Raw genomic sequence first — 12,504 nt, 5'->3', positions numbered from 1 at the left:
CATTCATCGCAGTACCTCGGCGATCCCAGCGGCGTCGACGCGCCTGCCGGTGTAGAAGGGGACTTCTTCACGGACGTGCATCCGGGCATCGGTGGCGCGCAGGTGGCGCATAAGATCCACGAGGTCGGTGAGCTCATCGGCTTCCAGCCCGAGCAGCCACTCCCAGTCGCCGAGTGCGAAGGAGGAGACGGTATTGGCCATCACCGTGGGGAACTCCCTGCCGAGCATTCCGTGCTGGCGGAGCATCTGGCCGCGTTCTTCAGCAGGCAGGATGTACCACTCGTAGGAGCGCACGAAGGGGTAGACGCAGAGCCACTGCTTGGCGTCGAATCCGGGGCGCATGAAGGTGGGAATGTGGTCTTTGGCGAATTCCGCTTCCCGGTGCACGCCCATGGCGGACCAGGTGATCTCGGTGTTGCTGAAGAGCTCACTGCGGCGGATCTCGCGGATCGCCTGCTGCAGCCCCTCGGCGTCTGGGCCGACCAGCCAGAGCATGATGTCCGCGCCCTCCCGCATGGCCGAGACGTCGTAGGCGCCGCGCAGGGTGACGTCCCGGCTGGCGAGCTCTGCGGCTAAGTTTTCGAAGGACGCTACCTGATCGGCTCCCACCGGGGGTCTGCCGGTACGCCGGAATACTGTCCACAGCGTGTAAGGGGTCTGCGCCGGGTCTGCGCCGCGGGGGAAGTCAGCACCTTCTCCCGAGCTTCTGCTGACGGTTTCGTTCGACGTGTCATTCATGATGAACTGCCTGCCCTCACTTACAAGAAATCCGATAACATCTGCATTCTACAACTCGTAGAAATCTTCTGGATGCCGGCTCATACCAGCTTTCGCGCTTGCCCCTGAGCATCGGCGATCACCGCCGCCAGGCCGTTGCCGGCGAGCCAGGCGCCCGTAACCGCCAGGCGGCCCGGGTGCGAAGCCGATACCGCCGCTCGGAGCTCGGCGAGCTTCGCCCGCTGCCCGAGCAGCGCCGGCGAGACCGCAGAGGCCCAGGTCAGCTGATCCGCATCGACGACGTCCTGCTCCGTGATCTCGAGTCCGAGCACAGTGCTGGCGTCTGCGAGCGCTTGGGGCACGGATGCCGCATCGCGCTCGGGGTATGACAGCCTGAGCACATGGGTTCCCGGCCCCTCCTCCTCGGCCAACCAGGACCATTTCACGGTCGAATGAGTCAGCGCCTTCGCCCGGATCGTGGCTTCCTGCGCCGCGATGAGCACACCGGTGCCCCGCGGAGCGGCATCGAGCTCTGGCATATCGACCAGTAGCGTCACCAGGGTCAGTTCCCGGCGCTGCTCTGCGATATCGGCGAACTCTTCGGCTTCCGCGAGGTGCGGGGTGAGCAGCTGCACCGCGGAAACCGCATCCGCGGCGATGACCAGCCGTTCCGCGGGAAGCTGCGCCAGCGCAGTGCTAACCCTCCAGGTCTCTGCCGCGCCGCGACCCACTGGATTGTTTTTAGTGTCTTTACCGCCTGCGTGGCCTGCCTGCTGTTCCTGAGGTTCCAGGTGCACTCCTTCCACAGGGGTGTCCAGGAGAATCTCGACGCCCAGATCCTCCAGCTCGGTACGCAGCGCCCGGGCGATCTGGAAGACGCCTCCTCGTACACCGCCCACGGCGGAGCCAGGCCGCACACCAGGGCCGCGCATAGCCCTGATCGCCGCCGAAAGCGAACCGTGCTCCCGAATCGAGGCACGGATTCCGGGAATGACGGCCTCCGGGTCCAGCTCTTCGGGGCTCACGGAGTACACGCCTCCGGCGATCGGGGCCACAAGGCGGTCCAACACGGTCTGACCCATCCGGGCGCGGACCAGATCCGCCAGGGAAGCCGCTTTGGCGCCGACGCCCTTGGGCAGATTCATATCGAGCTTCGCACGGAGCAGCCCCGGGCCGCCGAGAACCTCCCGGAGCGAAGGCTCGTCCAGGTCTCCAGGGATGCCCAGCAGCGCCTGCTTCGGCAGGGGTACGGCATGGTCCGGGTTCTTGATCTCCGGGTGATACAACCATGCCCCGGCGGGGTTGGGCTCCGTGAGCTGCTCGCCCAGACCCAGGGCCTCTGCCAGCTCGGCGAAAACCGGGCTCCGGGTGGCGTAGCTCTCCGCTCCGGCGTCCAGCACCAGGCCGCCGACTTCATGCGCCGCAACCGCTCCGCCGACTTGGCCGCTCGCTTCGATCACGGTGACTGCCATTCCGGCATGCGCGAGCTCCCGGGCCGCTACCAGCCCGGCGATACCCGCACCGATCACCACGGCTCGAGTGCCGGGGACTGACGCTGAACGGGAGTCAGCGGGCAGAGGGTCTTCGAAACCAGACTCATTCGACATACTAGGCCTCCTGCTGTGGCGAGGAACCGGGGTCGATGCTGTGCACCAGCTCCACGATGCGGCTCAGCACTGCCGGGTCCGTTTCTGGGGGCACGCCGTGCCCCAAGTTGAGCACATGACCGGGCGCAACGGAACCCCGCCGCAGCACGTCGCGAACGTGAGCTTCCAGGACTGGCCAGGGAGCGAAGAGCAGCGCAGGATCGATATTGCCTTGAAGCGGCGTGGTTCCGCCCAGGCGACGAGAGGCTTCGTCGAGGGGCAAGCGATAGTCCACGCCCACCACATCGGCGCCGACATCGCGCATCACGGTAAGTAGTTCCGAGGTGCCCGTGCCGAAGTGCACGAGGGGCACCCCCAGTTCGCGCACATAGCCGAGGGTCCGCTGCGATGCCGGAGCCGCATGCGCGGTGTAATCGGCCAGCCCCAGCGAGCCGGCCCAGGAGTCGAAGAGCTGCCCGGCGCTCGCGCCCGCTTCGAGCTGAGCGCGCAGGAAGCTGCCCGAGACATCTGCAGCCCACTGCACGAGCTCCTGCCAAGTCTGCGGATCGGCGTGCATCATCGAACGCGGCCCGAGGTGATCCCGGGAGGGCCGGCCTTCCACCATATAAGCGGCCAGGGTGAAGGGGGCACCGGCGAAGCCGATGAGCGGAGTCTTGCCGAGTTCGGCGACCGTCAGCCCTACTGCCTCACGGATCGGGGCCAGAGCCTCTGACTCGAGCCGGGGAAGCGCCCGGACGTCTTCGAGGCTCCGGATCGGTTTCTCCAGCACCGGGCCGATACCGGGGACGATATCGACGCTGACCCCAGCCAGCTTGAGCGGGATGACAATATCGGAGAAGAAGATAGCAGCGTCGACATCGTGCCGGCGCACCGGCTGCAGGGTGATCTCGCTGGCCAGTTCCGGATGTAGGCAGGAGTCGAGCATCGAGGTGCCCTCCCGGGCAGCACGGTATTCAGGCAGGGAGCGGCCCGCCTGCCGCATGAACCACACCGGGCGGCGGCCAGGCTGCTGACCGGCATAAGCGGCGATCAGCGCAGAATCCGCGGTTCGCCCATCCCGCAGCGGGTGCTCAGCACTGAGCCCTTCCGAACGCTGCTGGTCGAGGTGCTGCGGGTCGCGATCTGAGCGTTGAAAAACTGCTGTCATACCTACGATTCTCCCCGTCAAAGCCGGTTTTGGATAACGACACTCTGTCAATTTTCAGGTGAGGCAAGCCTTGCTGTTCTACAAAGGATCGAAATCGTAGGATGAGATCGTTGTGGACCTCCATGCTCTCGTCGCCACTCATGCCGACCAAGATCTCGAGACCGTCGCCCGTCTGAGCGCCGGCTCCACTAGCGTTGCTGGAAATGGCATCGTCCTGGCCACCTGCAACCGTTTCGAAATCTACGCATTAGCAGACCAGCCGGAAACGCATCGGCACGAACTGATCACCAAGATTTCCCAGGCCTCTGGCCTCTCCGAGGATTTCATCAGCAGAAGTCTGCGCCCCCTGAACTCCAGTGAGGCCGGGGAGCACCTCTTCTCGGTAGCCGCCGGCCTGGACTCTGCGGTCGTCGGCGAGCGCGAGATCGCCGGCCAAGTACGGCGAGCCCTCAGTGAAGCCCAGGCCGCGTACGCCGCTGAAGGCTCCGCCGTGCCCGGCCCTCTGGTCCGGCTTTTCCAGACCGCTTCCAAAACAGCTAAGCGCGTCGGCTCAGAGACTGCGCTGGGCAGCCAGGGGCGCTCCATCGTCTCGGTCGCCCTCGACCTGGCAGCAGAATCCTTCCCCGGCGAGAACCAGGCAGCAAGAACCGCGCAGACGCAGACAGAAACAGAGTCAGCCTGGCAGCGGCTCAATGCGGTGATCTTCGGCACCGGGGCTTATGCGGGGGTCACGATGGCTCTGCTCCGGGAACGAGGCGTACAGAACATCGCCGTCTACTCTTCTTCCGGCCGGGCCTCGGAATTCGTCAGCCGTCGTGGCGGTACGGCCGTGGAATCCCTGGAAGAAGCCCTCGGCCATGCCGATCTGATTATCGGCTGCAGCGGTTCGGAGCGGCGCATCGCAGCATCGACGCTGGCAGCCATCCGCCAGGAATCAGGCCATAGCAATACTCCCCTCACCGTGATCGACCTGGCGCTGAGCCACGATTTTGACCCAGCGGTCACCGAACTGCCCGGAGTCGAGCTGCTCAGCCTTGAATCAGTGCGCCTGGCGGCTCCTGCCGAACAGGAAAGTGCCCTGCTCGAAGCCAGGGGCATCGTGGCCGCTGCCGCGCAGGATTTCCGGGCCGGAGACGTCGGCCGCAAGATGAACCCCGCCATCATCGCACTGCGCAATCACACGCTCAGTGCTCTGGACCATGAGATGGAGCGAGTACGGGCGCAGCACGGCTGCACGGCGGCAGCTGAAGAAGTCGAATTCGCACTGCGGAGGATGGTACGCCAATTGCTACATATCCCCACCATGCGAGCCAGAGAGCTGGCCGCCGAAGGCCGGCACGACGAATACCTGGCGGCGCTGGAGACTCTTTACGGAATCGCGCCCGAGCCCATGGCGAAGAGCGTTGAAGCAACGCACCACGCAGAGGCTGTTGAAGCGCCGCACTGCCCGGCCGATGCCACGGTCACGACCCAGCCCAGGATCTCCCGCACCGCCTGAGTGCCGCCGGCGAGAACTCAAGGGATTGTGCTTCAGCGGCTTTCTTCTCCGACAGATCTTTCGGCTACAGAGCTTTCATCTACAGCGAACTCACCTAAAGAGCTCAGTGCACGGATGCCTCCCGCGACGCTGAACGATTCCGGGAACCCCGCGGAACGCAATGCCAAAGCCGCAGCCGCAGACCTGAAACCGGTATCGCAGACAAGCACCAACCGAACATTTCGGGGCAGCTCAGCTGCTTCGTACTCCCCCACATCGATCAACTCTTTGGGCAACCGAATAGCTTCGGAAACCGGCTGAGCATCGGCATCCTGAGCGGGGCGGATGTCCACGAACCGATAACTGCCCCTGGGCAGTTCCCGCAGCTGCGCTGCGTCCATCATCACCGTCGATACCGTCGACCTCTTGGGCGCACCGGACGCCTCGCCCAGAGCTCGCACCGGCGAACGCTGCGGGTCCGGGTTCAGACGTATGGTCTGCCAGCTTCCATCAAGACCGTGATAAACCTGCACCCGCCCCAGAAGAGGCTCACCGGCTCCCGTGATCAGTTTGACCGACTCCGCGGCCATCACCGACCCGATCACTCCGCAGAGGGCCCCGAAAACCCCTGCTTCAGCGCACGAAGGCACCGTATCCGGATCCGGCGCTTCCGGGAAAAGATCTCGATAGGTCGGGCCATGTCCCGCCCAAAACACCGATACCTGGCCATCGAATCTGAGGAGCGAGCCCCAGACCAAGGGCTTCGCCAGAATCTCGCAGGCGTCAGAAACCAGGTACCTCGTGGCGAAATTATCGCTGCCATCGATCACCAGATCAGCGTCACCCGCTAATTCCAGAGCATTGTGCTCGCAGAACCGCTGCCGCAGCGCCACCACCTCGACCAGAGGGTTGAGGGCGGCTACCGCGGACGCGGCGGAACCGACCTTGCCCTGATCCAGCGAAGTTGTCGCGTGAATCACCTGACGCTGCAGGTTGCTCAGCTCCACCACATCGTCATCGATCACGGTGAGTCGGCCTACGCCCGAAGCCGCAAGATACGAGATCACCGGCGCGCCGAGACCACCTGCTCCGATGACAAGCACTTTCGCGCGCTTCAGACGGCGCTGACCTGCGACTCCGATCCCCGGAAGCAACAGGTGCCGCGCATAACGGCGCTGTTCCTCTGCCGTCAGCTCAGCGCCCGGCGGGACCAGTGGGCCCGGAAGTCCCGGCAACTGCTGGATCTGGTCGGGGGCGCTCTGCGCGACCGGTTCTGCTGGCATATCACCAACTTACGCCACACCCCCCCGGTTGAGACAGAGACCGTCAGTCACCGGGGATCTAAGATGTACACAGTCACGCTGTCTAAGGGAAGCGAAGTGAAGGTAAGCATGGTGCAGGAGACTCGCAGCCGCTCGGCGCGAATGCCGCGCGATGAGCGACGAGCCCAGCTCTTAGCAGCAGCCCGGCAGGTTTTTGTAGCCCACGGCTATTACGGTGCCTCGATGGATGAGATCGCCGAAAAAGCCCAGGTCTCCAAGCCTGTGCTCTATCAGCATTTCCCTTCGAAGCGGGATCTGTATCTGGCGCTGCTGGATCAGCAGGTCACCGAGCTGACGGAGCGGATGCTGAAGGCGCTCTCCTCCACCAATGACAATAAATACCGGGTCGAGGCCACGATCCGCGCCTATTTCGACTTCATCGCCCAAGACGACCAGGCGCATCGGTTGATCTTCGAGAACGATCTACTCAATGATCCCGAAGTCGCAGCGCGGATCGAAGAATTCAACGCGGAGTACGCCTCGGCCATCGCGGAGATCATCAAGCACGACACCGCCCTGAGCACTGCGGAAGCCACCCTGCTGGGACGGGCGCTAGCCGGAATGTCCCATGTCAGTGCGCGCTACTGGCTGGAAACCGATCAGGAGCTGGAACTGGGTGTCGCCTCCGATCTGATCTACCGTTTAGCTTGGCGCGGAATCAGTCACTTTCCTAAGGACACTCTCAAGCGGGAAGAATAGACTCGTGACCGAGCTGATGATCTAATCATCGCAACGCCAGCAAGCACAGCAGAAACAGCAGTGAAAAGCAGCAAAGGGAGCCCCATGGAGATCAAGATCGGGATTCAGAATATCGGCCGGGAAGTGGTCCTCGAATCAGATCAGGAGCCCGCAGAAGTGGAGAAGCTGGTCGCGGATGCGCTCAGCGAGGGCGGCCAGTTGAAGCTCGCCGATGCGAAGGGCCGCGCTGTGGTCGTTCCGGTGCAGGCTATCGGTTATGTGGAAATCGGTGCCGAGGAACCGCGCCGCGTAGGATTCGGAACCCTGTGATGACCGCGGGCATCGTCGAGATCGTCGTGATCGCGCTGATCTCCATCGGGATCGGCATGGTCGTCTGGGCGGCAGATCGCGAGCATATCCGTTACGGGGCGACCCTGCCCGCGGGCATCGCGGTGGTCACCGCGATGCTGACCTGGGTGGTCGCCCAGGCGATGGGCCTGGACTACCGACCCGGCTGGACCTGGGTGCCCTGGATCGCTCCCTTAGTGCTCGCACTGGCCGCGTCGATGACCTTCTCGCTTCTGTTGAGCCGCAAGCGCAGTGAGGCCGACGCCGCCCAGCTCACGACCGTGCTGAAGCAGTTCTGACTGCCAGCAGTCTGACTCACAGGTCAGCCCGGCCGGCGAAGGGCGAGGAGGCCTGAGCGTGACGCCGCGCCGGGATGCGCCCGGCCCGGGCAGCCAGACTCCCTGCCATGACCGCATGCCGGAATGCTTCAGCCATGCGCACAGGGTGCTGGGCCCGGGTCACTCCGGTGGCCAGGAGCACCGCATCGCAGCCAAGTTCCATCGCAAGAGCTGCATCCGATGCGGTGCCGATCCCGGCGTCCAGCACCACGGGCACGGAGGCCCGGGAGACGATGAGCTCGATATTGTGCGGGTTGAGGATGCCCAGCCCAGTGCCGATCGGAGCGCCCAGCGGCATCACCGCAGCAGCGCCCAAGTGCTCCAGGCGTAAGGCCAGGGCTGGGTCGTCATTGGTGTAGGCGAAAACCGTGAACCCCCGGCCCACGAGAGCCTCCGTGGCCTCCAGCAGTCCCGCCGCATCCGGGAGGAGCGTATCCTCATCCGTGATCACTTCCAGTTTGATCCAATGTGTCTCCAGGGCTTCGCGGGCCAGTTCCGCGGTGCGCACGGCTTCGCGGGCGGTGAAGCACCCCGCGGTATTGGGCAGGATCCGTAGAGAGAGCTCAGCGAACAGATCGAAAAGAGTCTCTCCTGGAGCCGTTCCCGGTTGCGGGGCGTAGCGGCGCATGGCGACTGTGGCCAGCTCAGTACCGGAAGCCACCAGGGCCTTCCCCAGGCCGCTCAGGCTCGGTGCCCCACCGGTGCCCATGATGAGGCGGGAACCAAGGGCGGCGCCATCGATCATGAGCGGATCCGAATGTTCAGTCATCTGCCTAACCTCCCTGTACTGCGGTGACGATATCCAGGCGGTCGCCATCGGCCAACCGGGTGCTCGCCCAGCTGGCACGCGGCACGACCTCGCCGTTCCGGGCGACGGCGAGGCCCAGTCGGCTGCCGTCCGCGGCACTACCATCCGGCCTCAGCTCACGGCCCGTATGCTGTGCGACCAGACGATGCACCGTCACCTCATCCGGCGTCTGGCACTGCACTATTTGATCATTGACGAAAACTCGCACGTCTCTCGCTCTTCTCTGGTTCTTGTTTGTTCTCAGCCCTGCTCAACCCGGCTCAGCCGGCTGCCGGGATAGCGTCTGGAATCTTTCGGGGTGGAAGTCAGCCACTCGATCCTCTGCGCCGGCTTCGCCGTTGAGGAGCCGCCAGCAGAGTTCCGCGACAACCGGCGCCAGCAGCACACCATGGCGGAAGAGCCCGGTGGCGAGGAGCGGCCCCGCCTCACTCCACCCGATGAGCGGGGCGTTGTCCGGGGTCGCGGGCCGCGCCCGGGCCATCACTTCCAGGATCGTCAGCTCTTCGACCAGGGGGACCAGCGCCTGGGCGTCCCGGAGCAGCTGCAGAACTCCCCCGGCAAGCGGTTCCGCCCTGCCATCCTCGCGCTGAGTGGCGCCGAGGACCACGCTGCCATCGGATCGCGGCACGAGGTAAACCGGCCTGCCCCGGACCAAACCCCGGAGCGTGCCCTTCAGCCGGGGCTGGTCGACAGCAGTAGCGCCAGCAGCCAGACGCAGAATGTCCCCGAAGACCGGCCGGAGTCGGAGCCTGGGGAGCGGGGTATCCCCCAGGCTCTTGAGATCCGCAGCGCCGAGCCCATTGGCCAGGATCACCGCGCCTGCGCAGAGGCGGCTGTTGTCTTCCAGCAGCACTTCCTGCCGCCCTGCTGCGATGACTCTGACGGGCAGCACCGGGAGCACGCCGAGTAGCGCAGTCGTGAGCCTGCGCGGGTCCACTTGATGATCGCTCCGGGCCCGGAAGCCGTAACCACCTGCCGCCAGCAGCGGCTCGGCAGCGGCTAGGCCAGCCGGGTCCAAGCGTTCGGCAGGCAGACCGTGCTGCTGCTGGGCCGCCATCAGATCGCCGAGCATCCTCCGGTCCGCAGCGTCAAAACCCGCTAAGAGGGTTCCTTCGCTGAGATAACCGGGATCCTCGCCGGTAGTCTGCGTGACCGCTCGGGCGAATTCCGGCCAGAGCCCGGCCGCCTGAAGCATCAAACGCTGCAGGGCGTCCTCACGGTAGTGGAATTCGCTGACGGGAGCGAGCATTCCGGCTGCCGCGTAACTGGCTCCCGTCGCGGGAGCCGGGTCCAGCAAGAGCACGCGCAGGCCCTTGCCGCGCAGGTACCAGCCGATGGTGAGCCCGATGACTCCCCCACCGATGATCAGGACATCGGGCTTCTCGTACTGGTACGGCGCATTGACGAAGGGCATGTCCCCTCCCTACGCCGGCATGATCCGGATCAGGTCGTACGGTCGAGACGCCCGTATGCGTCTCCTCTCAGCCTTGGTGGTGAATTCGTCGGCAAGGCTCCCGTGGTGCTCTCAGTCTAACCGGGCCCGGGGAAGCCGCAGAAAGCTAAGCTGTTAAGCGATGGATGCTCCTGACCGCTCACAGCTAGACCGTGCCCGGCTCTATGTATGCACGGATGCCCGGAAAGCTCAAGGTGACCTGTCGGTTTTCCTAGACCGGATCTACCGCGGCGGGGCGGATATAGTCCAGCTCCGCGATAAGAACCTGGAGGCGGCTGAGGAGCTGGAGCTGCTCGACGTGCTCCGTGAGACGGCGGAGCGGCACGGCAAGCTCTGGGCGGTCAACGACCGGGCTGATCTCGCTCAGCTCAGCGGCGCTCCCGTCCTGCACCTCGGGCAGGCCGATCTGCCGATTCCGCAGATGCGCAGGATCCTGCCCACTGTTCTGGCGGGACTCTCCACGCATTCCCCCGATCAGGTGGACGCCGCCCTGGACTCGGCAGCGGACTATTTCTGCGTTGGGCCGCTCTGGGCCACCCCGACCAAACCGGGCCGCCCCGCAACCGGTCTGCCTCTAGTCCGTTACGCAGCCGATGTCACCGAGCCGGGCTCAGACGGTGGTGACGCAGCCAAGCCCTGGTTCGCGATCGGCGGCGTTAACCAGCAGAACCTCGATGACGTGCTCGCCTCGGGAGCACGTCGGGTGGTGATGGTCCGGGCCATCACGGACTCCCCGGATCCGGAATCCGACGCCCGGCAGATCCGCAGCCTTCTGTAGGGGCCCGTGAAAGCTTCCCCGGAAGCGGCTCAGCCCGGAGGGTTAGGCTAGTCGGGTGCCTTTCTCGCAACTCACCATCCAGGACAGTGATCCGGAACTGCGCCAGGCGCTGAGCGCGCTCCGGGAGGAATTCGACTTGCCCGAGTCTTTCAGCCCCGAGGTACTGGCTGAAGCCGAACAAGCCGTTTGCGATGCCCGGCTCCCGGGCCTCGGCGCCCCGGGCCGGGATGCTCGCGAGCTCCCTCTGGTGACCATCGACCCGCCCGATTCGATGGATCTCGACCAGGCGATGGCCCTGAGCCGAACCGAAGACGGGTATTTGGTCCGCTATGCCATTGCCGATGTTCCGGTCTTCGTGCACCCCGGCGGGGCCATCGATGCGGAGACTCGGCGGCGCGGCCAGACTCTCTATCTGCCGGATGGCAGGATTCCGCTGCACCCGCCCCGGCTGAGTGAGGACGCGGGGAGTCTGTTGCCCGGTCAGGGGCGCCCGGCCTATCTGTGGGAGATCGTCTTGGACGCCGATGGCCGCCAGCTCTCCGCTACCGTGGCCAGAGCGGCCGTCCGCTCCATCGCTAAGCTCAGCTATGCGCAGGCGCAGCAAGACATCGAATCCGAAACTGCCTCGGAGTACCTGGAGACCTTGCTGCTACTCCGGGAGATCGGGCTCAAGCGCATCGAGCTGGAACGCGAGCGCGGCGGCGCCAGTCTCAATACCCCGCAGCAGCATATCGAGCGCACGGAGCGCGGTTACCGCCTAGTGGCTCACCCCAATCTGCCCATCGAGGACTGGAACGCGCAGATCTCGCTACTGACCGGAATGGCTGCGGCTCAGATCATGCTGGCTGGCGGCATCGGCATCCTGCGCACCATGCCGGAGCCGGATACCGCCGTGGTGAAGCAGTTCCGCCTGCAGGCCCGGGCACTCGGGGCACCGTGGCCGGCGGGGCTCGCCTACGGTGAGTTCCTGCGTACCCTGAACCCGGAGAATCCGCAGCATCTGGCGCTGCTGCATGCCGCGACATCACTCTTCCGCGGTGCCGGCTACACCCCTTTCGACGGAGCTGCACCGGAGCAGCCGGAACAAGCCGCGGTCGCCGCTCCGTATACGCACACCACGGCTCCACTGCGGCGGCTCGTAGACCGTTTCGTCCTGGTGATCTGTGCTGCGCTGTGCGCGGGGGAAGAGGTGCCGGCCTGGGTGCGCGAAGCGCTGCCGGAGCTGCCGGAACTGATGGCGATGAGCGGTCAGCTCGCGGGGAAAGTGAACCGGGCTGGGCTGGACCTCATGGAGGCCGCGGTCCTGGCCGATCTGGTGGGCCAGGAGTTCGAGGCGGTGCTCGTCTCGGTGACACCCGATCGGGGGTCTTCTTCGCAGACAGATTCAACGCGGCGCGGAACGGTTCAGTTGCTGAGCCCCGCGGTCACCGCGCCCTGCGAGCTTCCGACTGCTGCCCCAGGGGTCGAGGAGATCGCCCCGGGATCGACGGGGCGGGTGGAACTGCTCTGCGCGGATATCGACCAGCGCGCGGTCCGGTTCCGCTGGATCGCTGATAACAGCAAGGACTCAGCGACAACCCAAGAGACTGTCCGATAGCGCAGGATAAGATGCCCCTATGGGTTTCATGCGTGATTTCTTCGCCTGGGTCGGGTCGATAGGTACGTCGATCTCCGAGGCGGTGGGCGGAGTCCTGGATACAGTGAACTCCGTGGTCGGCATGGTCGGCGACTGGACCAGCACGGTCTCCTCCTGGTTCGCTTCGATTCCCGGCCTGGGCTGAATCATTCACTGAGCTGGCTTCTACACTGGGCTGATTCCTGGCATCGGCGG

Annotated in this window: 14 protein-coding genes and 1 riboswitch; of the genes, 7 read left to right on the top strand and 7 right to left on the bottom strand. The window is 65.1% G+C overall.

Translation table 11 applies throughout. The features are described from left to right. Positions 1-3: 3 nt before the first annotated feature. The 3 genes from hemQ to hemE all read right to left on the bottom strand — a co-directional run bounded on the left by hemQ (position 4) and on the right by hemE (position 3,471). Positions 4-738 carry a hydrogen peroxide-dependent heme synthase gene (hemQ, locus tag C501_RS0104580; protein ID WP_026174608.1) on the bottom strand — a complete coding sequence of 245 codons (735 nt, stop codon included), beginning with the start codon at positions 736-738 and terminating at the stop codon, positions 4-6. Between the two features lie 80 nt (positions 739-818). Beyond that, complete coding sequence (locus C501_RS0104575; protein ID WP_018134456.1) at positions 819-2,324, bottom strand: protoporphyrinogen/coproporphyrinogen oxidase; 1,506 nt, start codon at positions 2,322-2,324, stop codon at positions 819-821. Position 2,325: 1 nt separating this feature from the next. Further along, positions 2,326-3,471: a uroporphyrinogen decarboxylase gene (gene hemE / locus C501_RS0104570; protein WP_018134455.1), complete on the bottom strand. Its 1,146-nt coding sequence runs from the start codon at positions 3,469-3,471 to the stop codon at positions 2,326-2,328. Between the two features lie 112 nt (positions 3,472-3,583). Here hemE and C501_RS0104565 point away from each other — a divergent pair, with 112 nt between their 5' ends. Beyond that, positions 3,584-4,969, top strand: coding sequence for a glutamyl-tRNA reductase (locus C501_RS0104565; protein WP_018134454.1), 1,386 nt, complete (start codon positions 3,584-3,586; stop codon positions 4,967-4,969). Positions 4,970-5,001: 32 nt separating this feature from the next. Here the strand turns inward: C501_RS0104565 and moeB are convergent, their stop codons facing one another. Beyond that, the gene (gene moeB / locus C501_RS0104560) at positions 5,002-6,231 is read right to left on the bottom strand and encodes a molybdopterin-synthase adenylyltransferase MoeB (protein ID WP_018134453.1); all 1,230 of its coding nucleotides are present in this window, start codon (positions 6,229-6,231) and stop codon (positions 5,002-5,004) included. A 108-nt stretch (positions 6,232-6,339) separates the two neighbouring features. Here moeB and C501_RS0104555 point away from each other — a divergent pair, with 108 nt between their 5' ends. The 3 genes from C501_RS0104555 (at position 6,340) to C501_RS0104545 (ending at position 7,595) form a co-directional block, all read left to right on the top strand. Then, positions 6,340-6,969 carry a TetR/AcrR family transcriptional regulator gene (locus C501_RS0104555; RefSeq protein WP_051064470.1) on the top strand — a complete coding sequence of 210 codons (630 nt, stop codon included), beginning with the start codon at positions 6,340-6,342 and terminating at the stop codon, positions 6,967-6,969. Positions 6,970-7,053: 84 nt separating this feature from the next. Next, entirely contained in the window at positions 7,054-7,278 is a 225-nt protein-coding gene (locus C501_RS0104550; RefSeq protein WP_018134451.1) for a DUF3107 domain-containing protein, read from the top strand. Then, positions 7,278-7,595 (top strand): hypothetical protein, encoded by a 318-nt coding sequence (locus tag C501_RS0104545; protein WP_018134450.1) that lies wholly within the window; start codon positions 7,278-7,280, stop codon positions 7,593-7,595. The genes C501_RS0104550 and C501_RS0104545 overlap by 1 nt, the downstream gene beginning before the upstream one ends. A gap of 16 nt (positions 7,596-7,611) precedes the next feature. On the opposite strand, the gene C501_RS0104540 is transcribed toward C501_RS0104545, so the two are convergent. From C501_RS0104540 to thiO, 3 genes are all read right to left on the bottom strand, one after another. Next, a complete protein-coding gene (locus tag C501_RS0104540) occupies positions 7,612-8,403 on the bottom strand; it encodes a thiazole synthase (RefSeq protein ID WP_018134449.1) in 792 nt (263 codons plus the stop codon). A gap of 4 nt (positions 8,404-8,407) precedes the next feature. Then, complete coding sequence (thiS, locus tag C501_RS0104535) at positions 8,408-8,650, bottom strand: sulfur carrier protein ThiS (RefSeq protein WP_018134448.1); 243 nt, start codon at positions 8,648-8,650, stop codon at positions 8,408-8,410. Positions 8,651-8,692: 42 nt separating this feature from the next. Further along, entirely contained in the window at positions 8,693-9,856 is a 1,164-nt protein-coding gene (gene thiO, locus C501_RS12525; protein ID WP_018134447.1) for a glycine oxidase ThiO, read from the bottom strand. Continuing rightward, positions 9,846-9,970: riboswitch (TPP riboswitch) on the bottom strand. It overlaps the preceding gene by 11 nt. Before the next feature lie 46 nt (positions 9,971-10,016). Between thiO and thiE the strand changes: the two genes are divergently transcribed. Genes thiE through C501_RS14250 form a run of 3 tightly spaced genes read left to right on the top strand, consistent with a single transcriptional unit; the run spans position 10,017 to position 12,454 of the window. Continuing rightward, the gene (thiE, locus tag C501_RS0104525) at positions 10,017-10,673 is read left to right on the top strand and encodes a thiamine phosphate synthase (protein WP_018134446.1); all 657 of its coding nucleotides are present in this window, start codon (positions 10,017-10,019) and stop codon (positions 10,671-10,673) included. A 55-nt stretch (positions 10,674-10,728) separates the two neighbouring features. Then, positions 10,729-12,270, top strand: coding sequence for an RNB domain-containing ribonuclease (locus tag C501_RS0104520; RefSeq protein ID WP_018134445.1), 1,542 nt, complete (start codon positions 10,729-10,731; stop codon positions 12,268-12,270). A gap of 19 nt (positions 12,271-12,289) precedes the next feature. Continuing rightward, positions 12,290-12,454: a hypothetical protein gene (locus C501_RS14250; RefSeq protein WP_018134444.1), complete on the top strand. Its 165-nt coding sequence runs from the start codon at positions 12,290-12,292 to the stop codon at positions 12,452-12,454. Positions 12,455-12,504: the final 50 nt, after the last annotated feature.

The sequence above is a fragment of the Acaricomes phytoseiuli DSM 14247 genome (assembly GCF_000376245.1).
Lineage (GTDB): Bacteria > Actinomycetota > Actinomycetes > Actinomycetales > Micrococcaceae > Renibacterium > Renibacterium phytoseiuli.
This window is presented reverse-complemented; position numbering and strand designations above follow the sequence as displayed.

Bases quoted from the DNA above. Each gene is read 5' to 3' on its own strand.
- hemQ (WP_026174608.1), bottom strand. From the start codon at position 738: ATGAATGACACGTCGAACGAAACCGTCAGCAGAAGCTCGGGAGAAGGT.
- C501_RS0104575 (WP_018134456.1), bottom strand. From the start codon at position 2,324: ATGTCGAATGAGTCTGGTTTCGAAGACCCTCTGCCCGCTGACTCCCGT.
- hemE (WP_018134455.1), bottom strand. From the start codon at position 3,471: ATGACAGCAGTTTTTCAACGCTCAGATCGCGACCCGCAGCACCTCGAC.
- moeB (WP_018134453.1), bottom strand. From the start codon at position 6,231: ATGCCAGCAGAACCGGTCGCGCAGAGCGCCCCCGACCAGATCCAGCAG.
- C501_RS0104555 (WP_051064470.1), top strand. From the start codon at position 6,340: ATGGTGCAGGAGACTCGCAGCCGCTCGGCGCGAATGCCGCGCGATGAG.
- C501_RS0104550 (WP_018134451.1), top strand. From the start codon at position 7,054: ATGGAGATCAAGATCGGGATTCAGAATATCGGCCGGGAAGTGGTCCTC.
- C501_RS0104545 (WP_018134450.1), top strand. From the start codon at position 7,278: ATGACCGCGGGCATCGTCGAGATCGTCGTGATCGCGCTGATCTCCATC.
- C501_RS0104540 (WP_018134449.1), bottom strand. From the start codon at position 8,403: ATGACTGAACATTCGGATCCGCTCATGATCGATGGCGCCGCCCTTGGT.
- thiO (WP_018134447.1), bottom strand. From the start codon at position 9,856: ATGCCCTTCGTCAATGCGCCGTACCAGTACGAGAAGCCCGATGTCCTG.
- thiE (WP_018134446.1), top strand. From the start codon at position 10,017: ATGGATGCTCCTGACCGCTCACAGCTAGACCGTGCCCGGCTCTATGTA.
- C501_RS14250 (WP_018134444.1), top strand. From the start codon at position 12,290: ATGGGTTTCATGCGTGATTTCTTCGCCTGGGTCGGGTCGATAGGTACG.